The organism is Limnobacter alexandrii (assembly GCF_005871185.1).
Classification (GTDB): Bacteria; Pseudomonadota; Gammaproteobacteria; order Burkholderiales; family Burkholderiaceae_B; genus Limnobacter; species Limnobacter alexandrii.
This window is the reverse complement of sequence record NZ_SWKN01000009.1, coordinates 70,575-91,813: the sequence shown is the minus strand read 5'-3', so window position 1 is coordinate 91,813 and position 21,239 is coordinate 70,575. Positions and strand designations below refer to the sequence as shown.

The window sequence follows — 21,239 nt, the reverse complement described above, 5'->3', positions numbered from 1 at the left end:
TTAAACGTCTTTTGGACGAAATGAGAGGACAAGCACCGGTTCAACTGAACCGTCTTCGGCCCTGGGTAGTGGACTAGAGCGTTGTAACGCCCGCTCTACAGCGCTGTCCCACGCTGGCAATCCACTGCTTTTCTTCTGTGTGATAGAGACAATTTCCCCGTTGGGAAGTTGCCTGACTTCGAATACAGCCTCGGGGTTTCCGTCCACAGAGTCGGCCCCCGGGAAAACCAGTTTGCTGCGCACGTACTGCCGAATTCGATCACTGTAAAGTGCCTTGTTTCGACTGGTGCCCGCTGAGGTGCTGCCTGTGTTTGGCGAACCACCCATGATTCGGGCCAGCTCTTCTTGCCGAAGTTTCTTGGCCAGCTCTGGATCGATTTTTGGCTCGGGCTTTGGCTCGGGCTTCTTGGGTTCTGGTTTGGGCTCAGGTTTTTTCGGCTCCGGTTTCTTGGGCTCTGGTTTAGGCTCGGGCTTCTTCGGCTCGGGCTTGGGTTCAGGCTTGGGTTCTGGCTTTTTCTTCGGCTCGGGCTTGGGCAACTCGATATCCGCTTTTGGCGGTTCCACGGGCTTGGGCGGTGGCGGAGTTTCAACCACTGGCTCGGGTTTGGGTGGTTCGGGCACAGGCTCCGGTTTGGGTTGTTGAACTGCAACTGGTTCATTGGCCGGCATTTCTGACCACAACACCGCCTCAAAAGCTGCGGGTTCTTCGGTATTCCAGTTCAGTCCCACTACAAAAAATGCAACCAGCGCCAAGTGCGCGAACACAGACACCGTCAGGCCCGCTTTTTCACCTGTGTGATCCACTGGTGGTTCAAGGCGTGCCTCTAGCCCGCTTTCCTTGCTCATCTTGGAAAGCAGTGCTTGGTGGGCTGGTGTAAATTCCCAGCCGTTGCGTGGACGGGTTAAATCGATGCTCATTTACTTTTTGGCTTCACCAACAGGCCCACTTTCTGGATTTGCGCGTTTTGCAGGGCGTCCATTGCATCGACCACAGCCTGGTATTGAATGGCTTTTTCGGCAGAAATCACCACGGGGCGATCTGGCTCGTCGGCCTGAAGTTTCTTCACTTCAGCGGCGAGTTGATCCAGGCTTACTTCCGTGCTTTTGTTGGTTTTCATGTCTTTCACCACCAAGTTGCCCACCTGGCGCACAGTGACTTCGATTGGGCGCATTTGTTTGGGCGGGTTGGTGTTGGCCATGGATGGCAGGTCAATCACCGACGGGGTAATCATTGGCGCCGTGACCATGAAAATAATGAGCAGTACCAGCATCACATCGATGTAGGGCACCACATTGATCTCGTTCATCGCGCGTCTGGATTTTCGTCCGAGTTCGGCTTTCATGGCTTGAATGTCCTGTTACTGTTTGCGATTGCGGGCCTCATTACCTTCGTTAGTGCTGACGTTGAAGAATGTTCAGGAATTCTTCGACAAAAGACTCAAACTGGGTGGACAAACGGTCGATGTCGTTGGCATAGCGGTTGTAGGCCACCACGGCCGGAATGGCCGCGAACAGACCAATGGCAGTCGCGATCAGCGCTTCGGCAATGCCGGGTGCCACTGAGGCAAGTGTGGCCTGCTGTACGTTGGCCAGGCCCACAAACGCGTGCATGATGCCCCACACCGTGCCGAACAGGCCGATGTAAGGGCTGACTGAACCAGCCGATGCCAGGAAGGGCAGGTTGCGTTCAAGGATTTCATTTTCGCGCTGAAAGGCTGCTTTCATCGCACGGCGGGCACCATCAATAATCAGGGAGTAGTCGGTCAGGCCTTTTTTGTCGCGGGCGCGAAGAAACTCGCTCATGCCGGCTTCGAAAATACGTTCGAGAGGGCCAGCTTCGTTTCGGCGCATGCCGGCTCGCTGAAACAGCGTGTTCAAGTCACCACCCGACCAGAATTCTTCCTCAAACTTGTCGGCCTGTTGTTTGGTGCGCTTCAGTACTGCCCATTTCTTGAAAATGGTGGCCCATGAAATGAGGGAAATCATGACCAGAATCAACATGACCAGCTGTACAACCAGACTGGCCTGTGCGATCAGGGAAATGAATGACATGTCGGTAGAGATATCCATTAACAATCCGCAGTAAGGAAAATGATTTGGTTGTTGTAACGCACTAGGGCATCAATTGGTTGAGTTGCGCGTAAACGGCGGGGGGAATTGCACTGGGCCGCAAAGATTCAGTGTTGACACAGCCCACTTTGGTTTTACCCTCGCAAAGTACCTCGCCGTTGCGCGTTACCGTTTGCTTGAAGACTGCAGAAACCCGCTTAAGTTCAGTAAGTTCCGTTGATATTTCAAGTATGTCCTCAAGTTTAGCAGACCGCAGGTAGTTCAGTTCGGTGCGACTGACAACGAAGACCAATTGATGGTCTTCCATGAGTGATTTCATGCCAATACTTTGTTGAAGAAACCATTCACTTCTGGCCCGTTCCATGAACTTCAGATAATTGCCGTAATAGACGATGCCGCCAGCATCGGTGTCTTCAAAATAAACGCGCAGTGAATACTTGAATGTCATGAAATGGCCCGTCTCTAGTATGCTAACGATATTGTAAGCAGGAGAAGGGCTGCCTCTCGGGGTTGTGGGATCCTGCCGGTATTAAATTAATTAAATATTCATATTCAAATAACAACGAGAAGTGGAGACCGCTGACATGGCACGAAATATCCCTTTGCTGGATGCATCCTGGTTATACGTTGAATCGAAAGAAGCACCCATGCATGTGGGCAGCATGGCTATTTTTGCCGTGCCCGAGGGAGAAACCACGCAGCAGGCAATCGGTCGCATTGTGCAATTGCTTAGAAATTCAGTGGAATTCGCACCGCCTTTCAACTACAGGTTGTCCAGCCCCCGACTGCTGACTTTGATGCCCAAGTGGATTGAGGCTGACAAAATTGATCTGGATTATCACTTCCGTCACAGCGCTTTGCCGGCACCCGGTGGCGAGCGCGAACTGGGTACGCTCATTTCCCGTTTGCATTCTCATCCGCTCGATTTTCGCAAACCACTCTGGGAAATGCATTTGATCGAGGGGTTGTATGGTAACCGATTTGCCTTGTACACCAAAATGCATCACTCCTTGATGGACGGGGTAGGTGGTATGCGCTTGATGGAACGTATTTTCGGCAAGTCTGCGAAAGAAAGCATGACGTTGCCCGCGCCATGGTCTGTGGGTACTATCAGTCGCAAAAAGAAGAGTAACGAGCAACAGCATTTCGCCGACCAGGCCCGTGAAGCTTGGGAGGCTGCCAAGCTGAGCGGGCAGTCCCTGCCTGCGGCTGGCCGTGCATTGATGGACTTGATGCGTGAAGCCGTGAAGCCCACTGACCCAGCCTTGGCGACGCCGTTCTCTGGCCCCAAGTCGATTGTGAACAAACGCGTGGGCGGAGCCCGCCGCTTGGCCACGCAAACTTACCCGCTGGAGCGTATTCGCGCCGTGGCCGAAGCTGCCAAGGTGAGTGTGAATGATATTTTTCTGGCGATTTGTTCAAGCTCGATTCGTCGTTATTTGCTGGAGCGCGACGCTTTGCCGTCCGAGTCTTTGACTGCGGGTCTGCCTGTTTCTGTTCGGCCGGCTGATGACCTGGATGGTGGCAATGCGATCAGCTTCATCATCGCCAACCTGTACACCACCGAAAGCGATCCGCTGACGCGCCTGAAGGAAATTCGCCGCTCTACGCAATTGGCCAAAGCCAATTTGCAAGCAATGCCGAAGGAGGCGATCAACAATTACACCATCATGCTGATGGCGCCGATGATGCTGCAATTGGTGTCGGGCTTGGGTGGTTTGACCCGCCCGATTTTCAACACAGTTATTTCCAATGTGCCAGGCCCTTCACGTGATTTGTATTTTTCAGGTTGCCGCCTGGAGCAGTTCTATCCGATTTCCCTGATTCCCCACGGGCAGGCACTGAACATCACAGTGGTCAGTTATTCGGGGCAATTCAATGTGGCGTTTACGGGCGACCACGATGCACTGCCTTCTATGCAGCGTTTGTCGGTTTATACCGGTGAAGCTTTGGAAGAACTGGAAGCTGCCTTGGGTGTGAAGTGGGAGAGCAAGAAGGCGGAGCCAGTGGCTACCAACAAGCCTGCTGTTAAAACAGCAACCGAAAAGCGGCCAGCAGCAGTCAAAAAGCCCGTCGCGCGAAAGCCTGCCACGGCCAAGGTTGGTGCGGGGAAGCCGGTGAAAGCGGCTGAGGATTGATTGGGTCGTTGAGCGTTTGTCGGGTACATGATTGCTTAGTCGTCGCGCGATAAGACGGTGACTGATTAACTGGACGGCGTTGAACCAAGAACACCCAACGCTCGTTGATTCTGCTGGTAGTGACAGGTGACCTGCAGCGGCCAGTTTCTTTCGCCAACTCGGCAGTGGGTTTGCCTGTTCCAAACTTCAAGAAAACCGCCCCGGTTTGGATTCATTCGATGCGTTTGGCGAGTTGCCAACACCGAGACTCAGCCATGTTTTTTGCCGAGCTCGGTGAGCAAGAATGAATTCAAAAAGGGATCAAGCGGTTTTCAGTGCGGAATCAGGCAACCCCGACGAGTTGGCGAAGAAAACCGACGGCACGGTCAAATAAACCGGCAACCCCGACGAGTTGGCAATCCCGTTTCTACAGCAAATCGCCTTGCTGCAAATTCGCCGCATGCGTACCCGCCAAACTGGCCGGTGCTGTCAGCCCGAAGTGTGCATAAGTATTCAGCGTGGCAATTCGCCCACGGGGTGTGCGTTGAATGTAGCCTTGCTGAATCAGGTAGGGTTCCAGCACATCTTCAATGGTGTCTTTTTCCTCACCAATGGCGGCAGCCACACTTTCAAGCCCAACGGGTCCACCACCAAATTTGTGAATGATGGTTTCCAGCAATCGCCGGTCCATGGGGTCCAGGCCCACTTTGTCGACATCCAGCATGGTGAGTGCTGCATCGGCCACCTCAGCGGTAATAACACCATCGGCTTTCACTTGGGCGTAGTCTCGTACGCGGCGCAACAGTCGGTTGGCGATTCGGGGTGTGCCGCGAGAACGGCGTGCAATTTCCAGGCAGCCCGAAGCTTCTGCTGGGGTGTCCAGCAAATTGGCTGAACGCGCGACAATGCGCGACAGTTCTTCCGGCGTATAAAACTCAAGCCGCGAGACAATGCCAAAGCGATCGCGCAAAGGGTTGGTCAACATGCCTGCACGAGTGGTGGCACCCACCAAGGTAAAGGGCTGTAAATCAAGTTTCACGCTGCGTGCGGCTGGGCCTTCGCCAATCATGATGTCGATTTGATAGTCTTCGAGCGCGGGGTACAAAATTTCTTCGACCACAGGCGAGAGCCTGTGAATTTCGTCGATGAACAGCACGTCGTTGGCTTCAAGGTTGGTCAACAAGGCAGCCAAATCGCCGGGCCGTTCAAGCACGGGGCCAGATGTTTGGCGCAAGTTCACACCCATTTCCCGGGCCAGAATGTGGGCCAGGGTTGTTTTGCCCAAGCCCGGCGGGCCAAACAACAGTACGTGATCCAGTGCCTCCTTGCGCGCACGCGCGGCCGCAATAAAAATATCCAGCTGATCCCGAATTTTCTGCTGACCCACATACTCATCCAAATGCTTTGGGCGCAAAGCACGCTCGAAAGCTTCCTCGGCGGGTGTGGTTTTGGCGGGGCTGATCAGGCGATCGGGTTCAATCATCGTGGGTTATCTCGGTTTAGCCTTTGGACAAATTGCGCAGGGCCAGCTTCAAGCCGTCGGTAACACTGGTGCCCTCGGGCAGGCCTTTGCAGGCGAGGGCTGCTTCTTTGTCAGAATAACCCAAGGCGCACAGGGCCTGAACAATTTCACTTTGATTTCCAACAGGCAAGGGCATGCCTTCCGCAATACTGGCGGTGCCACCTAGCGCCACAATTTGCCCCTTCAATTCAAGCAACAAACGTTCCGCTGTTTTTTTGCCAATGCCGGGGATTTTTACCAAACGCGCGGTTTCCTGGCTTTGCACAGCAAGCAAAAAGTCGTTGGTGGAAATGGACGATAAAATGGCCAGTGCGGTGCGCGGGCCAATACCAGATACCTTAATCAGCGTTTTGAACAGGTTTTTTTCGGCAATGTTTTGAAAGCCATACAGGGTGTGCGCATCCTCACGCACAACAAGGTGTGTGAGCAGTGTGCAACTGCCATTGATTTCAGGCAGATTGAACAGGGTGCTCATGGGCACCTGTAATTCATAGCCCACGCCTTGTACATCAAGCAGAATCCACGGCGCATTTTTTTCCAGCAAAGTGCCTTTCAGGCGACCAATCATTGCAGTTTCTCCACACTGTTCATAATCACAGTAAACTGAAATTGATTATACGCCAAGCGAATTCATTTCCAGCTGGTGCGGCCCTTTCGGGTGCGGGTTTTGAAAATACTGGTGGGCAAGTCTTTGTTGGCCAGCGCGCCCAGCAGTTTGCTGCTTTGTGCATGGGTTAGCGCAGCGGCCAAAGCATCGGCCGCGTCTGCGGATGGGTGGGCTGGCAATTTCAGCAAACGCTTCACCATTTCCTGCACCTGTTCCTTGTTGGCTTTGCCGTGCCCCACAATCGCTTGTTTAATTTGCAGCGCAGTGTATTCGGTCACGGCCAGGCCACTGTGGGTGAGTGCGGTAAGCACTGCGCCACGCGCTTGCCCTAGTAGCAAGGTGGATTGCGGGTTCACGTTGACGAACACTTTTTCAACCACGGCCACAGTCGGTTTGTAGAGTTCGGCCAGTTCGCAAAGCCCGGAAAACAGGGTGTGCAAACGGTCGGGCAGGGATGCATCGGAATTCGAACGGATCACACCACTGGCCACATAAACTTGCTGGCTTTCAATGATGTCGACCACACCGTAACCGGTGATGCGCAGACCAGGGTCAATTCCAAGAATGCGCATCACGGCTGGGCGTACAAGCTGTAGTGATTAATGGCGGAAATGGCGCACACCAGTCAGCACCATGACAATGTCGCGTTCGTTGGCCGCTGCGATCACTTCTTCGTCTCGCATGGAACCGCCTGGTTGAATCACACAGCTTGCACCGGCATCCACCACCACATCCAGACCATCACGGAAGGGGAAGAATGCATCGGATGCGACAGCACTGTCAGCCAGTGTCAGGCCGGCGTTTTGCGCTTTGATTGATGCGATGCGAGCAGAATCAACCCGGCTCATTTGGCCTGCGCCCACACCCATGGTCATGCCGTCTTTGCAAAACACGATGGCATTGCTTTTCACGAACTTGGCACAGCGCCAGGCGAACATCAAATCGGACCATTGTTGCTCGGTGGGCTGGCGCTTGCTGACCACTTTGATTTCACTTTGTTGCACATTGCGTTCATCAGGGCTTTGCACCAGCAAGCCGCCACCCACGCGTTTGTAATCAAACTTGTGCATGCCAGCTTCTACGGGAATTTCCAGCAGGCGAACGTTCTGCTTGGCGAAAAATACGGCGCGCGCGGCTTCGTCAAACGAGGGTGCAATAACCACTTCCACAAATTGCTTGGCCACGGCCTGAGCGGTCGCTTCATCGACTGGGCGGTTGAAAGCAATGATGCCACCAAAGGCTGAAGTAGGGTCTGTTTTGAACGCCTTGTGGTAAGCATTCAATGTGCCTTCGGCCACAGCCACGCCACAGGGGTTGGCATGCTTGATGATGACGCAAGCGGGTGCCTCAAAAGTTTTGACGCATTCCCAAGCAGCATCCGAATCGGCGATGTTATTGAAGCTGAGTTCTTTGCCTTGCAACTGGCGGTAGTTGGCCAACAAGCCAACCGGTGCTTTGGCTTCGCGGTAGAAGGCTGCACTTTGGTGTGGGTTTTCCCCGTAGCGCATGTCTTGTACTTTGTGGAATTGCATTGAAAGTACTTCGGGGTATTCAATGCGTGCGGGCGTGTCTTCCAGTGCACCTTCAGTGCCCTGCAGGCTTGTAAGAAACGCAGCAATTGCACCATCATAGCGGGCAGTGTGTGCGTAGGCCTTCGCGGCCAAACCACTGCGTGTTTTCAGCGTGGTTGCGCCATCGTTGCCCTTAATTTCGTCGATGACTTTGCCGTAATCGGCCGGGTCAACAATGATGGTGACGCCAGTGTAGTTTTTCGCTGAAGCACGAACCATGGCTGGGCCGCCGATGTCGATATTCTCAATCGCGTCTTCCAGTTTTACATTCTCGCCAGCAGTGGCTTTGTCGAATGGGTACAGGTTCACTGCCACCAAATCGATTGCACCAATGCCGTGCTCTTCCATGGCATCTTGGTGGCTTTGCAAATCCCGACGCGCGAGAATACCGCCGTGAATTTTTGGATGCAGTGTTTTCACACGGCCATCCATAATTTCCGGGAATCCTGTGTGGCTGCTTACTTCCTTCACAACCAGGCCTTTTTCAGTAAGCAACTTGGCAGTGCCGCCGGTGGATAAAATTTCCACGCCATGATCAGCCAAAGCTTTGGCCAATTCAAGAATGCCGGTTTTGTCGGACACGCTCAGCAGCGCGCGTTTGATGGTTGGATTTGATGTCATGGTTTCAGGGGCCGGTTATAAAGCGGCCAGTAAAAATTAAAAATCAGATGAGGCCGTGCTGTTGCAGTTTCTTGCGCAAGGTGTTGCGATTGATTCCCAACATTTGGCTGGCAATTGTTTGGTTCATGTTGGCTTTTTCCATGACCACTTCGAGCATGGGACGCTCGACGGCAGACAGCACCATGTCGTAAACCGACTTGGCACATTCACCTTCAAGGTCATCGAAGAACTTGTCGAGGTTGCTGCGGATGCACTCGGAAATCGTAATCGGGCTTAGATCACTGTCATTGGGTTTCATGCTGCCAATCTTCTTGTTGGTGTTGGTTGGAGTGAATCGTTTGCAGCGGCGAAGTACTGCTGGCCGCTTGATAACCAGTTCAGAAAAAATTCATCAACAATGCGCAATTGTTCGCGTGTGGTTTGCGCCAACATCAGTTGGTCGACCACGGTGTTGTTTTTTCCGGCTGGGCCGCAAAGATACCATTGCAAATGCTTTCGGGCGGTGAGCATGCCCGTTTTTTCTCCATAAAATTCATGGTGATCACGCAGGTGATGCAACATGACTTCATGGGCTTCTTCCAAAGTGGGTGGGTCTAGGTGTTCACCCGTTTTCAGGTAATGCAGTACTTCTCTAAAAATCCAGGGATTGCCTTGTGCCGCCCGGCCGATCATCAGGCCGTCTGCACCGGTGTAGTCCAACACGTGTTTCGCTTTTTCCGGGCTGGTGATGTCACCGTTCGCAATCACTGGAATGTTGACGGCCCGCTTTACGGCCTTGATTGTGTCGTACTCGGCATCTCCTGTGTAACCACAGGCGCGAGTGCGACCATGAAGGGTGAGTAGCGATACACCGATTGATTCTGCCATTTGCGCAATGTGTATTGCATTCTTGTGTTCGGGTGACCAGCCGGTGCGGTATTTCAGGGTAAGTGGTACGCCTCGCTGTTCACATTCGGCATGCACGGCTTTTAAAATTTGCTCAACCAAACTTTCGTTTTGCAACAGGGCTGAACCTGCTGCAACCGCACACACTTTTTTTGCGGGGCAGCCCATGTTGATGTCAATGATTTGTGCGCCGCGTTCAATGTTGTAGGCGGCGGCATGCGCCATCATTTCCGGGTCTGCTCCGGCAATTTGAACAGCGATGGGTTTGGTTTCGCCGTAGTGGTTTAAGCGGCGTGTGCTTTTGTCAGTTTTCCACAATGCAGGGTTACTCGCTGCCATTTCCGACACAGCATGCCCCGCGCCCAGTTTTTTGCACAACTGGCGGAAGGGGCGATCTGTCACGCCTGCCATTGGGGCAAGGAACAGATTGTTTGGAAGTGTTAAATGAGCGATGCGCACGTTGCACAAAATTTAAGCAAATTTCGAGCAGCCCATTGTAACGGGCAGGGCGAATTTATTCGACCCTAAATCTGGAAAAAAACGGAAATTTTTTACTTGACTTCTGTTTGTCAAAGTGGTCCGCAAGGCCTTGCGTGCCCTGCGGAATCACATGGCCTTATGCGCATTGAAATCAATGTGATTGCGATACTTGTATTAATTCAATTTTGTATCCATCCGGGTCTTCAACAAACGCAATTACTGTGCTGCCACCTTTGACGGGCCCGGCTGCGCGAGTTACTTTTCCGCCCGCTTCAGTGATGCGCTCGCATTGGGCATAAGCGTCCTCCACTGCGATTGCAATATGTCCATACGCAGTGCCCAACTCATACTTGCTCACGCCATGGTTGTAGGTCAACTCAAGCACGGCACCGTCCTGCTCACCGCCATATCCCACGAAGGCCAGGGAGTAACCTTGATCCGCGCGCTCTGTGGTGCGAATCAGTTTCATGCCCATGACTTGGGTGTAAAAATGGATGGAGCGTTGGAGATCGCCAACGCGCAGCATGGTGTGAAGAATTCTCATAATACGGGTACCTCTGCGGGATTCATTTTTGACAATAATTTGTGCGGTTCCTGATAGCCGGGCATCAGGCTTTCAAGCACGGCCCAAAAGCGCGCACTGTGATTCATTTCCACAAGGTGTGCCAGTTCGTGCGCAATCACGTATTCAATCAATTGCGGTGGGTAGTGCACCAGGCGCCAGTTCAGGCGGACCTCTCGCTTGCTGTTGCAACTGCCCCAGCGTGAACTTGGGCTGCTCAAGTGAATGGAAAAGTTCGGCAGCCTTTGCGCTGCTGGCTGACGTTCAAGAAGCTTGGCGGCCATGTGTGTGAACACTTCCTTGGCGTGGGCTCTCAACACTTTTTCAATGGCTTTGTCGCGCTGCACAGCACTTTCACATGCGGGTAGGGCAATGCTTTTTGTCCACGGGTTCAGCATGGGTTTGCAGCGTGGGGGCAGTGTGTCCAGGTGGTATGCCTCGCCACGCACCGGAACTGGCTTGCCTGCATCAAGCAGACTGGACAGGGAAACGGTTTGCTTGCTGCGCGTTTCCCATTGTTTCAGGCGCTGTTCAATCCACGACGCTTTCGTCGCGATGATGCTGTGTAGTTCTGTGAGGGAGAGGCGCAAAGGCGCTGAAATTTGCAAGCCCTGGTCGCCGATCAAAAAACCGACCGATCTGCGTTTGCTGCGTTTCAGAATATAGCTGCACACCCCCCAAGGCAGTTCAATGCTGCGAACTTCGGTGGGGTTGGGTGCTGCTGTTAACTGCATGGTCTGTTACTCGCCTTTGCCCACCAAGGGTGTCTCGGCGCTGGTGTAGCGGTGTGGGCTGATCTTGTGCATTTCGCCCTCGATCCATTCTTCAACCACTTTCATCAAGCTGTCGGCGTCGTGTCCTTCCGGGGAAATGGGGGGACCAAACCGCAAGGTGACTGTGCCGGCTTTTTTGAAAAAACCCTTGCGCTTCCAGTATTCTCCCGCATCGTGGGCGACGGGCACCACCGGTGTACCGGTTGCAACAGCCAGGCGGGTTCCACCGGTTTTGTAACGGCGTTTGTAGCCCACGGGCACGCGTGTGCCTTCTGGGAAAAACATCATCCACGCACCTTCTTTCATGCGCTTGCCCGCCATGGTTTTGACCTGCTCGAATGCTTCAACACCATTCTTGCGGTCAATTGGAACCATGCGCAGCACCCACAAGGCCCAGCCAAAAAATGGCACGTATTGAAGTTCTTTTTTGTACACCAGGCAAAGCTGGCGAGGCAACAGGTTGGCGGGAATGGCGAAGGTTTCCCAGGCAGATTGATGCTTCGCCAAAATGATGGCGCCTGTGTTGGGCAGGTGCTCCATGCCTTCAATGTTGTATTGAATGTTGCACAGCAGGCGAAGCATGCGAATGTTGATGGCGTTCCACCAACAGGCAAATACATAGCGGTTGCGAATCGAAATAAAGGGAGAAACCAAGAGCAAAAGCGTTGCGTGAATGGGTGTGTACACCACCACGTAAATGAAAAACAGGATAGAACCAATGAAGGATCTCACCACGGGCCTCCGAGTTTGTTTTAGTTGTTATCGATTGTTTGCGAAAGGATCATCGGGCACCAAATGTTCGGCGACCGCAGTCAGATTGTCGAACACCAAGGTGCCTTTGGGCAATTCGTCTTTGCTTTTTTCCAGTGTTTTTTTGCCTTTGCCGGTTTTAACCAAGAATGTGGTGCAACCCATGCTGGCCCCGGCCTGCAAGTCGCGAAGCGAATCGCCCACGCAGGGCACGCCCTCAAGGTTGAAGCCGGTTCGTGCTTGAATTTCCTGAAACAGGCCAGGTTTGGGCTTGCGGCAATTGCATTTGTCGTCAGGGCCATGTGGGCAGAAGAAAATACCTTCAATGTGCCCACCTGCTACACCCGCCAGTTCATGCATTTTTTTGTGCATGGCCGAAAGCGTTTCAAGATCGAACATGCCGCGGGAAATGCCGCTTTGGTTGGTGGCCACCACCACGCGAAAACCCCCTCGGTTCAGGCGCGCAATCGCCTCCATGCTGCCGGGAATCGGAATCCATTCATCCACGGACTTGATGTACTCGTCCGAGTCTTCGTTAATGACGCCATCCCTGTCCAGCACGATGAGTTTCATGGCTTGTCCTTTGGCTTATGCCGCCAACTGTGAAATGTCGGCTACACGGTTCATCAAACCATGCATGTGTTTCAACAAGGCAAGGCGGTTGTTTTTCAAAGCTTCGTTGTTGTCCATCACCATCACGTTCTCAAAAAACGCATCCACATTGGCTTTCAGCGGGGCCAGTACCAATAAGGCTTGCTGGTAATCGCCTTGGTCGAATGCACGGGTGGCATGTGGTTCCACTTCTTTGACTTGTGCGGCCAGGGCTTTCTCAGCATCGACTTGCAACAGGCTTGCGTCTACTTCGGCGGAACCCACTTCGGTTTTCTTCAAAATATTGGTAATGCGCTTGTTGGCCGCTGCCAGCGCTTGGGATTCTGGCAATTGCGAGAATGCGCGCACCGCCTCAAGACGTTTGGGCAGGTCTGCAAACTGGCTCGGGTTTTGGCTCAGCACCGATTCAACTTCGGCGGTGGAGTAACCTTGGTCTTTCAGGTAACCGCGAAGGCGGTCTTGAATGAAGCCAGCAATGCCTTCCACGCTGTGTTTGAAGTCGGGGAATGCTGTGAACAAGGTACTTGCTTTGTTCAGGGCGTCGATCAAATCCAGCTTCAGGTTTTTCTCAATCACCATGCGGATCACGCCCAGTGCATGGCGGCGCAATGCGAAGGGATCTTTGTCGCCGGTGGGGATCAGGCCGATGCTGTAAATGCCCACCAGGGTTTCAAGTTTGTCGGCCAACGCTGCAGCCACACCCACTGGGTTGCGGGGCAAGTGGTCGCCTGCAAAACGGGGGCTGTAGTGGTCTGCAATGGCTTGGGCTACGTCGGCATGTTCGCCGTCGTGGCGAGCGTAGTGTTCGCCCATATTGCCTTGTAGTTCGGGGAATTCGCCCACCATGTCAGTGAGCAGGTCGGCCTTGCACAGCAGCGCTGCGCGCTTGGCTTGCTCAATGTCGGCACCACACACCGGGGCCAATGCGGCCGCCAGTTCAACCAAGCGACCATTGCGGTCTTTCTGTGTGCCCAGTTTGTTGTGGTACACCACATTGGCCAGACCGGGCAAGCGGCTTTCCAGAGTTTTCTTGCGGTCTTGATCAAAGAAGAATTTTGCATCGGCCAAGCGTGCGCGCAGCACACGTTCATTGCCGGTGGTGATCAATTCAGGAGTGGGGGTCAACAGGTTCGAAACCAGCAAGAAGCGGTTTTTCATCTTGCCGTTCTGGTCTGTGATCGCAAAGTATTTCTGGTTGGCCTGCATGGTCAAAATCAGGCATTCCTGAGGCACTTCCAGAAACTCTTTTTCGAAGCCTGCCTCGTACACCACGGGCCATTCAACCAGCGCACACACCTCGTCGATCAAGTCGTCGGGTTGTACCACCTTGTCGCCAGCGGCTTGTTCAGCCAAGGCTTTCACAATGGCGGCCTTGCGTTTCTCGAAACTGGCGATCACTTTGCCTTCGGTTTCAAGCTGTGTTTCGTAGCTGTCGGCGCTGGCAATATTGACAACGCCAGTGCTCAAGAAGCGGTGGCCCAAGGTGATGCGGTTGCTTTCCAGCCCCAGCACTTGTGCGGGAATAACCTTGTCGCCATGCAGGCAGGTTAGGCGATGGGCGGGGCGCACAAAATGCACGGTGCTGCCATCGGGGCGCTGGTAGCTCATCACTTTTGGAATGGGCAATTTGGTGGTGGCCACGTCAAGCGCTTTGCTCAGCGATTCTTCGAGTGCCTTGCCAGCTTGGGTACGTGAAATGTGCAGCACATCCTGTTTGCCATCGTTGATGGTTTCAAGTTGATCCACGCCAATTGCACCCAGGCCCAGCGAGTCCAGCTTTTTCTGCAAGGGTGGTGTGGGTTGGCCGTTGGCGTCCAGGCCGATTTTTACGGGTAGCAAGCGTTCCTGAATTTTTTTCTCAGGGCTGATTGCGGCCACGTTGCTAATTCGGCATGCCAAGCGGCGTGGGCTTGCAAAGCTTTCAACCGTGCTGGAATCAGAAAGGTGACCTTCATCGCGCAGCGTTTTGCTCAGCAGTTCTGCAAAGGCAGTGCCCAGTGTTTGTAAAGCTTTGGGTGGGAGCTCTTCGGTAAACAGCTCAACCAGTAATGTTGGATTCATGAATATCAGGCCGCTTGTGTATTGGGGGTGTTGCACATGGGGAAGCCCAGCTTTTCGCGGGAATCAAAATACGCCTGCGCCACGGCGCGCGACAAATTGCGGATTCGGCCAATGTAGGCAGCGCGTTCGGTCACGGAAATTGCACCGCGTGCATCCAGCAAATTGAAGGTGTGCGCAGCTTTCAAAATCATTTCATAGGCGGGCAGGGCCAGACCAACTTCAATCAGATGCTTGGCCTCGGCTTCATACTCTCCGAAATGACGGAACAACATGTCGGCATTGCTGTGCTCGAAGTTGTAGGTGGATTGTTCCACTTCGTTTTGGTGAAACACATCGCCGTAGGTGAGGGTTTTCATCACGCCTTTTTCTTCGCGCTCGGTCCACACCAGGTCATACACATTTTCCTTCCCTTGCAAGTACATGGTCAGGCGTTCAATACCGTAGGTGATTTCGCCCAGAATTGGAGAACAGTCCAAGCCGCCCACTTGCTGGAAGTATGTGAACTGAGTCACTTCCATGCCGTTGAGCCACACTTCCCAGCCCAGACCCCAGGCACCCAGTGTCGGGTTTTCCCAGTTGTCTTCCACGAAGCGGATGTCATTCTGTTTGGTGTCAATGCCCAGTGCTTCCAGGCTGCCCAGGTAAAGGTCGATGATGTTTTCTGGCGAGGGTTTCAACACCACCTGAAACTGATAGTAGTGCTGCATGCGGTTGGGGTTTTCACCGTAGCGGCCGTCTTTGGGGCGGCGCGAGGGCTGCACATAGGCCGCATTCCACGGTTCGGGGCCGAGTGCGCGCAAAAATGTGGCGGTGTGGCTGGTGCCAGCGCCCACTTCCATGTCGAATGGCTGCAGCAGGGCGCAACCTTGTTGGTCCCAGTAGTTTTGCAGGGTCAGAATGGCCTGTTGAAACGTCAGCGGTTTCTTGTGCATGTGCGCCGGTGTCCTTCGTGATTCAATTTTTTGTACATCGATTGCCCCGTATTGTAATGGTTGCAGGGGCTTTCAAACTTAAAGCGTGCCAATGCACAGGTACTTCATTTCCAGGAACTCCTCGATGCCCCACACCGAGCCTTCCCGACCCAAACCCGATTGCTTCACGCCGCCAAACGGGCCCACCTCATTGGAGAAAACGCCCACATTAATACCCACCATGCCATATTCCAGGGCGCGGCTTACGCGGAAAGTGCGCGCCGAATTCTCGGTGTAGAAGTAGGCGGCCAGGCCGTATGGTGTGTTATTGGCGTAGTTGATGGCCTGTTCTTCAGTGTCGAAGGGGAAAATGGCAGCCAGCGGGCCAAAGGTTTCTTCTTGGGCCACCAACATGCGGTGGTCTGCATTGTCAATCAGGGTTGGCTGGAAAAAGCGACCGCCCAAATCATGGGGTTTGCCGCCATGCAGCAGTTTGGCGCCTTTCGCGAGCGCGTCATCCACATGTTTTTGAACCTTGGCAACAGCGTTGTCATCAATCATTGGGCCAATGCTGGCTTTGGTCTTCAGGCCGTCGCCCACTTCCAGCCTGGCCACCTTGGCTTGCAGTTTCTCGGCAAACGCCTGTTGCACACTGCGTTGAACATAGATTCGGTTTGTGCATACGCAGGTTTGGCCTGCGTTGCGGAATTTGGAGGCAATCAAGCCATCCACTGCTTTGTCCAAATCCGCGTCTTCAAACACGATGAATGGCGCATGACCACCCAGTTCCAGGCTTAGTTTCTTGATGGTGGGGGCACATTGCTGCATCAGAATGCGGCCCACTTCGGTGCTGCCCGTGAAGGTCAGCTTCCGGACTACTTCGCTTTCGCAAAGTACCTTGCCAATCTCGATGGAACGGTCGGCGTCGCCAGTAATGACATTCAAAACCCCGGCCGGGATGCCTGCCTGGCGGGACAACTCGGCCAACGCCAGGGCGCTAAGGGGGGTTTGTTCGGCTGGCTTGATCACCACTGTGCAGCCCGCAGCCAGCGCAGGCGCCACCTTGCGGGTAATCATGGCAATTGGAAAATTCCACGGCGTAATGGCTGCACACACGCCAATACCCTGTTTTAGCACCAGCAATTCACGACCCAATTGGGGCGATTCCAGCACGCTGCCTTCAATGCGTTTGGCCTGCTCGGCAAACCACTCCACGAAGCTTGCGCCGTAAATCACTTCCCCTTTGGCTTCAGCCAGGGGTTTGCCTTGTTCCAGTGTCATTAAAAAGGCCAGGTCGTCAGCGTTGTCAATGATCAGGTCAAACCATTTGCGCAGCATTTGGGCGCGGCTTTTGGCGGTGGTGTTGCGCCAGCTGGTCAGGGCTTTTTCGGCACACAAAATGGCATCGTGCGCCAAGGCCACGGAAGTGTTGCCAACTTGGGCGATGGTTTCTCCTGTGGAAGGATTGTCCACCGGGAAGTCCTTCTCGCATTCATGAAAACTGCCATACACAAAAGGATTGGTTTGCAACAGGCTGGGGTTTTTGAATTGAAACCCATGGTTTGTGGTACTGCTCATGTCCGTCTCTCTCGTTGTTCAGTGTGCTTCAAGGTTGAGCAGGGCTGTCAGCTGCGCTGTACAGGCCACTGCAAATGTTTCAGTTCGCAACACACGTTGCGAAAAATTCAGGGGCAGGGCACCCAGTCGTGTTGCGGTGTCGGTTTCATCAGAAGACCAACCACCCTCCGGGCCCACGCAAATGATCAATGGTTCCCCAGGTGTTGCATTGGGCGTCCAGTTTCTCAGTGACTGTTCGGCCTGAGGCGTAAACCAGAGCACCTGCGCGCGGGGCCAGGTTTGCGCCAAGTGTCCAAGTGCATCGGAAAGAGACCTGACTGGTTCAACCATGGCCAGTTGGCCCCGTTCGCTTTGCAGGCTCGCCGCCAACACAACTCGTTCCCAGTGGGCTTGCCGCTTGGTAGCCCGTTCACCGTCCAGTTTAACCACGCTGCGTTGGGCTTGAACCGGGTGAAAGCCAGCGACGCCCAATTCTGTGCATTTTTCAAGCACCCAATCCATTTTGTCGCCCTCCGGCAGGGCCTGGAGAACGTGCAGGGGGCGATTCAGTTCGGTGTTTCGCAAAGCAAGTTGTTCACCAACATGAATTTGAGCCAGTTTTTTGGACACGTAATGAACTGTGGCGTGGTACTCACAGCCCTTTCCATTCCATACCCTCAGTGCCTCGCCCTCGCGCAGGCGCAAAACCCTGGAGGCGTAATGCATCAAGTCGTCAGACAGATCAAGCACTTGGCCCACGCTGTTGCAGTGTTCTAGCAGGAAGCGGGGTAAGCGCTTGCCTTTGTCGTGTTTCATGTTTCCCTGTCTTTATTCAGTCGTTTGTCCGCGAGGGGGCGCTTTATTGGAATAGCTTTGATAAAATTCATTTTTTTCCAACTTTGCCACAGGCATAACCCTCAATCCCCATACCTATGTCCTCTTCGTCAAAGAACATGGCCAACGCAATTCGCGCGCTCGCCATGGATGCAGTTCAAGCCGCCAAATCCGGGCATCCCGGCATGCCTATGGGCATGGCCGAAATCGCAGTGGCCTTGTGGGCCCGTCACTTGAAGCACAATCCGCAAAACCCCCTGTGGGCTGATCGCGACCGCTTCGTATTGTCCAACGGCCACGGTTCCATGTTGATTTACGCGCTGCTGCACCTGACTGGCTACGATTTGCCGATTGAGGAATTGAAAAATTTCCGCCAGTTGCATTCTAAAACACCAGGCCACCCTGAAGTGGACATCACCCCCGGAGTTGAGACCACCACGGGCCCATTGGGGCAGGGCATTGCCAATGCCGTCGGTTTGGCCTTGGCTGAAAAGCTGCTGGCAGCAGAGTTCAATGAAGCGGGTTTCCCGATCGTCGACCACAACACCTATGTGTTTTTGGGTGACGGTTGCCTGATGGAAGGCATTTCCCACGAGGCTTGTTCCTTGGCGGGCACCTTGGGCTTGTCCAAGCTGATCGTGATGTACGACGACAATGGCATTTCCATCGATGGCGAAGTTGAGCACTGGTTTGCCGACAACACGCCAAAGCGCTTTGAGGCTTATGGCTGGAACGTGATTCCAAGCGTGAATGGCCACGATGTAGACGCGGTGGATGCCGCCATTGCTCAGGCCAAGCAAAACGCTGCGCTGGACAAAGGCCCAACCCTGATTTGCTGCAAAACCAATATCGGCGAGGGTTCGCCTAATCTGGCGGGTACCGACAAAGTACACGGTGCACCGCTGGGCGATGCTGAAATTGCCGCTACCCGCGCTGCAATTGGTTGGGACCATGCTCCCTTCGAAATTCCTGCCGAGGTGTACAACGCCTGGGACGCGCAGGTTGAAGGTGCTGCACGCCAATCCGCCTGGGACAAGTTGTTCGACGCTTACAGCGCGAAATTCCCGGCCAAGGCTTCAGAATTCAAGCGCCGCATGGCGGGTGATTTGCCTGCGCAGTTTGAACAGACTGCTGCCCGTTTGCTGGCTGAAGTGGCTGCCAAGGGTGAAACCATCGCCACCCGCAAAGCCAGCCAAAACGCAATTACGCTGCTGGCTGCCGAATTGCCCGAACTGCTGGGCGGCTCTGCCGACCTGACAGGTTCAAACCTGACCAATTGGCCCAAGTGTGTGGCGGTTCGTCGCAACGCCGATGGCTTTACTGCCGGTAACCACATCAACTGGGGTGTGCGTGAATTCGGGATGAGCGCCGCACTCAACGGAGTGGCGCTGCACGGTGGTTACATTCCATTTGGCGCCACCTTCTTGACCTTCTCCGATTACAGCCGCAATGCCCTGCGCATGGCGGCACTCATGAAGAAGCGCAATATTTTTGTATTCACCCACGACTCAATCGGTTTGGGTGAAGACGGCCCCACCCACCAGCCAGTAGAGCATGCTGCAACCCTGCGCTTGCTGCCCAATATGGACGTGTGGCGCCCGGCCGATTCCGTGGAATCTATGGCGGCCTGGAACAGCGCGGTGATGCGCAAAGACGGACCAAGCAGCTTGTTGTTCAGTCGCCAAAACCTGCCATTCCTGGCGCGCTCTGAATCGGTATTGAATTCAATCGCCAAAGGTGGCTATGTGCTGGCTGATGCAGCCGGTGCCAAGGTCACCTTGATCGCCACAGGTTCGGAAATCGAGATTGCGATGAACACGCAGAAGGCTTTGGCGGAAAAAGGCGTGGCGGCGCGTGTGGTGTCCATGCCTTCAACCAATGTGTTTGATCGCCAAAGTGCAGCTTACAAAGCAGAAGTGCTGGGCACAGCGCCGATCGCCGTGATTGAAGCTGGCATGACCGATGGCTGGTACAAATACATTGCACAGGCTGGCGTGAAAGGCACCGTGTTGGGCATGAGCACCTTTGGTGAATCTGCCCCGGCAGGTGCTTTGTTCAAGCATTTTGGACTGACGACTGAAAAACTCACCGAAGCCGCATTGGCTTTGGTACAGAAATAATTGATTTACTTTAAGGAGATTTGTCATGACCATTCGCGTAGCGATCAACGGCTATGGCCGCATCGGCCGAAATGTACTGCGTGCCCACTATGAAGGTGGCAAGAAACACGACATTCAAATCGTGGCGATTAACGACCTGGGCGATCCCAAGACCAATGCTCACCTGACCCAGTACGACACAGCCCACGGCCGTTTTCCCGGCACCGTGACTGTTGATGGCGATTACATGGTTGTGAATGGCGACAAAATCAAGGTTTTGGCCAACCGCAACCCTGCCGAACTGCCATGGGGCGAGTTGGGCGTAGACGTTGTGATGGAATGCACAGGCTTTTTCACCTCCAAGGAAAAAGCATCGGCTCACCTGAAAGGCGGCGCAAAGAAAGTCATCATCTCCGCCCCTGGTGGTAAAGACGTAGACGCCACTGTTGTATTCGGTGTGAACCACAATGTGTTGAAAAGCACTGACACAGTGATTTCAAACGCATCTTGCACCACCAACTGTCTGGCCCCCTTGGTCAAGCCTTTGAATGATGCGATTGGTTTGGAAACCGGCCTGATGACCACCATTCACGCCTACACCAACGACCAGGTGTTGACCGACGTGTACCACGAAGACCTGCGCCGTGCGCGTTCTGCCACCATGAGCATGATCCCCACCAAAACCGGTGCTGCTGCGGCGGTTGGCTTGGTGTTGCCTGAACTGAACGGCAAGCTGGACGGTTACGCGGTGCGCGTGCCCACCATCAACGTGTCCATGGTTGATTTGTCATTCATCGCCAAGCGCGACACCACCGTTGAAGAAGTCAACAGCATTTTGAAAGCTGCCGCCGAAGGCCCATTGAAAGGCGTGTTGGAATACAACGAAGCACCTTTGGTGTCCATTGACTTCAACCACAACCCCGCCTCAAGCGCCTTTGACGCCACATTGACCAAAGTCAGCGGCAAGTTGGTTAAGGTATCTAGCTGGTACGACAACGAGTGGGGCTTCTCCAACCGCATGCTTGATACCACAGTTGCACTGATGAACGCCAAGTAATTCCAAAAGTGTTCTCATGAAAAACCGGGCCTTGCGCCCGGTTTTTTTGTGCCCACAATTCCTCAAAAAACCTTCCTCCTTTGTGGGCTCCCCTACCCCTAATGGTTATGCACAAAGCCTTGTTTGGCGCCGTTAAAACGGTATTCGTCT

At 53.9% G+C, this 21,239-nt stretch carries 21 protein-coding genes; 3 read left to right on the top strand and 18 right to left on the bottom strand.

The features are described 5' to 3' along the window. The 4 genes from FCS97_RS12215 to ybgC are packed head-to-tail and all read right to left on the bottom strand — an operon-like array spanning position 1 to position 2,518. Positions 1-918, bottom strand: coding sequence for an energy transducer TonB (locus tag FCS97_RS12215; RefSeq protein ID WP_212746488.1), 918 nt, complete (start codon positions 916-918; stop codon positions 1-3). Next, positions 915-1,343 carry a protein TolR gene (tolR, locus tag FCS97_RS12210; RefSeq protein WP_138518711.1) on the bottom strand — a complete coding sequence of 143 codons (429 nt, stop codon included), beginning with the start codon at positions 1,341-1,343 and terminating at the stop codon, positions 915-917. The genes FCS97_RS12215 and tolR overlap by 4 nt, the downstream gene beginning before the upstream one ends. Before the next feature lie 49 nt (positions 1,344-1,392). Beyond that, on the bottom strand, positions 1,393-2,070 hold the full coding sequence (tolQ, locus tag FCS97_RS12205) for a protein TolQ (protein ID WP_138518710.1): 678 nt from the start codon (positions 2,068-2,070) through the stop codon (positions 1,393-1,395). A 43-nt stretch (positions 2,071-2,113) separates the two neighbouring features. Next, a complete protein-coding gene (gene ybgC, locus FCS97_RS12200) occupies positions 2,114-2,518 on the bottom strand; it encodes a tol-pal system-associated acyl-CoA thioesterase (protein WP_138518709.1) in 405 nt (134 codons plus the stop codon). A gap of 136 nt (positions 2,519-2,654) precedes the next feature. Here ybgC and FCS97_RS12195 point away from each other — a divergent pair, with 136 nt between their 5' ends. Further along, complete coding sequence (locus FCS97_RS12195; RefSeq protein WP_138518708.1) at positions 2,655-4,208, top strand: WS/DGAT/MGAT family O-acyltransferase; 1,554 nt, start codon at positions 2,655-2,657, stop codon at positions 4,206-4,208. A 406-nt stretch (positions 4,209-4,614) separates the two neighbouring features. Here FCS97_RS12195 and ruvB read toward each other — a convergent pair whose 3' ends face one another. The 14 genes from ruvB to FCS97_RS12125 all read right to left on the bottom strand — a co-directional run bounded on the left by ruvB (position 4,615) and on the right by FCS97_RS12125 (position 17,915). Then, a complete protein-coding gene (gene ruvB / locus FCS97_RS12190) occupies positions 4,615-5,670 on the bottom strand; it encodes a Holliday junction branch migration DNA helicase RuvB (RefSeq protein ID WP_138518707.1) in 1,056 nt (351 codons plus the stop codon). Positions 5,671-5,686: 16 nt separating this feature from the next. After that, positions 5,687-6,277, bottom strand: a complete 591-nt coding sequence (gene ruvA, locus FCS97_RS12185; protein ID WP_138518706.1) for a Holliday junction branch migration protein RuvA — start codon at positions 6,275-6,277, stop codon at positions 5,687-5,689. A 62-nt stretch (positions 6,278-6,339) separates the two neighbouring features. Next, the gene (ruvC, locus tag FCS97_RS12180; protein WP_138518705.1) at positions 6,340-6,888 is read right to left on the bottom strand and encodes a crossover junction endodeoxyribonuclease RuvC; all 549 of its coding nucleotides are present in this window, start codon (positions 6,886-6,888) and stop codon (positions 6,340-6,342) included. A 27-nt stretch (positions 6,889-6,915) separates the two neighbouring features. Next, positions 6,916-8,508: a bifunctional phosphoribosylaminoimidazolecarboxamide formyltransferase/IMP cyclohydrolase gene (gene purH / locus FCS97_RS12175; protein WP_138518704.1), complete on the bottom strand. Its 1,593-nt coding sequence runs from the start codon at positions 8,506-8,508 to the stop codon at positions 6,916-6,918. A 43-nt stretch (positions 8,509-8,551) separates the two neighbouring features. After that, the gene (locus FCS97_RS12170; protein WP_008251565.1) at positions 8,552-8,806 is read right to left on the bottom strand and encodes a Fis family transcriptional regulator; all 255 of its coding nucleotides are present in this window, start codon (positions 8,804-8,806) and stop codon (positions 8,552-8,554) included. Then, a complete protein-coding gene (gene dusB, locus FCS97_RS12165; protein WP_281283838.1) occupies positions 8,803-9,852 on the bottom strand; it encodes a tRNA dihydrouridine synthase DusB in 1,050 nt (349 codons plus the stop codon). Before dusB ends, FCS97_RS12170 begins: the two co-directional genes overlap by 4 nt. 172 nt (positions 9,853-10,024) lie before the next feature. After that, positions 10,025-10,417, bottom strand: coding sequence for a lactoylglutathione lyase (gene gloA / locus FCS97_RS12160; protein ID WP_138518702.1), 393 nt, complete (start codon positions 10,415-10,417; stop codon positions 10,025-10,027). Further along, positions 10,414-11,169: a M48 family metallopeptidase gene (locus tag FCS97_RS12155; protein ID WP_138518701.1), complete on the bottom strand. Its 756-nt coding sequence runs from the start codon at positions 11,167-11,169 to the stop codon at positions 10,414-10,416. The genes gloA and FCS97_RS12155 overlap by 4 nt, the downstream gene beginning before the upstream one ends. A gap of 6 nt (positions 11,170-11,175) precedes the next feature. After that, positions 11,176-11,940 (bottom strand): lysophospholipid acyltransferase family protein, encoded by a 765-nt coding sequence (locus FCS97_RS12150; protein ID WP_246066324.1) that lies wholly within the window; start codon positions 11,938-11,940, stop codon positions 11,176-11,178. A gap of 27 nt (positions 11,941-11,967) precedes the next feature. Then, positions 11,968-12,531, bottom strand: a complete 564-nt coding sequence (gene gmhB, locus FCS97_RS12145) for a D-glycero-beta-D-manno-heptose 1,7-bisphosphate 7-phosphatase (protein WP_138518700.1) — start codon at positions 12,529-12,531, stop codon at positions 11,968-11,970. A gap of 15 nt (positions 12,532-12,546) precedes the next feature. After that, positions 12,547-14,631 carry a glycine--tRNA ligase subunit beta gene (gene glyS / locus FCS97_RS12140; RefSeq protein ID WP_138518699.1) on the bottom strand — a complete coding sequence of 695 codons (2,085 nt, stop codon included), beginning with the start codon at positions 14,629-14,631 and terminating at the stop codon, positions 12,547-12,549. 5 nt (positions 14,632-14,636) lie between these two features. Further along, positions 14,637-15,563, bottom strand: coding sequence for a glycine--tRNA ligase subunit alpha (glyQ, locus tag FCS97_RS12135; protein WP_138518698.1), 927 nt, complete (start codon positions 15,561-15,563; stop codon positions 14,637-14,639). Positions 15,564-15,641: 78 nt separating this feature from the next. Beyond that, positions 15,642-17,120 carry an NAD-dependent succinate-semialdehyde dehydrogenase gene (locus tag FCS97_RS12130; protein WP_138518697.1) on the bottom strand — a complete coding sequence of 493 codons (1,479 nt, stop codon included), beginning with the start codon at positions 17,118-17,120 and terminating at the stop codon, positions 15,642-15,644. 18 nt (positions 17,121-17,138) lie between these two features. Then, entirely contained in the window at positions 17,139-17,915 is a 777-nt protein-coding gene (locus FCS97_RS12125; protein WP_138518696.1) for a 16S rRNA (uracil(1498)-N(3))-methyltransferase, read from the bottom strand. A 137-nt stretch (positions 17,916-18,052) separates the two neighbouring features. On the opposite strand from FCS97_RS12125, the gene tkt reads away from it, so the two are divergent. Together tkt and gap are read left to right on the top strand one after the other, a co-directional pair. Further along, entirely contained in the window at positions 18,053-20,053 is a 2,001-nt protein-coding gene (tkt, locus tag FCS97_RS12120; RefSeq protein ID WP_246066323.1) for a transketolase, read from the top strand. Positions 20,054-20,078: 25 nt separating this feature from the next. Then, on the top strand, positions 20,079-21,089 hold the full coding sequence (gene gap, locus FCS97_RS12115; protein ID WP_138518694.1) for a type I glyceraldehyde-3-phosphate dehydrogenase: 1,011 nt from the start codon (positions 20,079-20,081) through the stop codon (positions 21,087-21,089). Positions 21,090-21,239: the final 150 nt, after the last annotated feature.

Bases quoted from the DNA above. Each gene is read 5' to 3' on its own strand.
- FCS97_RS12215 (WP_212746488.1), bottom strand. From the start codon at position 918: ATGAGCATCGATTTAACCCGTCCACGCAACGGCTGGGAATTTACACCA.
- tolR (WP_138518711.1), bottom strand. From the start codon at position 1,343: ATGAAAGCCGAACTCGGACGAAAATCCAGACGCGCGATGAACGAGATC.
- tolQ (WP_138518710.1), bottom strand. From the start codon at position 2,070: ATGGATATCTCTACCGACATGTCATTCATTTCCCTGATCGCACAGGCC.
- ybgC (WP_138518709.1), bottom strand. From the start codon at position 2,518: ATGACATTCAAGTATTCACTGCGCGTTTATTTTGAAGACACCGATGCT.
- FCS97_RS12195 (WP_138518708.1), top strand. From the start codon at position 2,655: ATGGCACGAAATATCCCTTTGCTGGATGCATCCTGGTTATACGTTGAA.
- ruvB (WP_138518707.1), bottom strand. From the start codon at position 5,670: ATGATTGAACCCGATCGCCTGATCAGCCCCGCCAAAACCACACCCGCC.
- ruvA (WP_138518706.1), bottom strand. From the start codon at position 6,277: ATGATTGGTCGCCTGAAAGGCACTTTGCTGGAAAAAAATGCGCCGTGG.
- ruvC (WP_138518705.1), bottom strand. From the start codon at position 6,888: ATGCGCATTCTTGGAATTGACCCTGGTCTGCGCATCACCGGTTACGGT.
- purH (WP_138518704.1), bottom strand. From the start codon at position 8,508: ATGACATCAAATCCAACCATCAAACGCGCGCTGCTGAGCGTGTCCGAC.
- FCS97_RS12170 (WP_008251565.1), bottom strand. From the start codon at position 8,806: ATGAAACCCAATGACAGTGATCTAAGCCCGATTACGATTTCCGAGTGC.
- gloA (WP_138518702.1), bottom strand. From the start codon at position 10,417: ATGAGAATTCTTCACACCATGCTGCGCGTTGGCGATCTCCAACGCTCC.
- FCS97_RS12155 (WP_138518701.1), bottom strand. From the start codon at position 11,169: ATGCAGTTAACAGCAGCACCCAACCCCACCGAAGTTCGCAGCATTGAA.
- gmhB (WP_138518700.1), bottom strand. From the start codon at position 12,531: ATGAAACTCATCGTGCTGGACAGGGATGGCGTCATTAACGAAGACTCG.
- glyS (WP_138518699.1), bottom strand. From the start codon at position 14,631: ATGAATCCAACATTACTGGTTGAGCTGTTTACCGAAGAGCTCCCACCC.
- glyQ (WP_138518698.1), bottom strand. From the start codon at position 15,563: ATGCACAAGAAACCGCTGACGTTTCAACAGGCCATTCTGACCCTGCAA.
- FCS97_RS12130 (WP_138518697.1), bottom strand. From the start codon at position 17,120: ATGAGCAGTACCACAAACCATGGGTTTCAATTCAAAAACCCCAGCCTG.
- FCS97_RS12125 (WP_138518696.1), bottom strand. From the start codon at position 17,915: ATGAAACACGACAAAGGCAAGCGCTTACCCCGCTTCCTGCTAGAACAC.
- tkt (WP_246066323.1), top strand. From the start codon at position 18,053: ATGGCCAACGCAATTCGCGCGCTCGCCATGGATGCAGTTCAAGCCGCC.
- gap (WP_138518694.1), top strand. From the start codon at position 20,079: ATGACCATTCGCGTAGCGATCAACGGCTATGGCCGCATCGGCCGAAAT.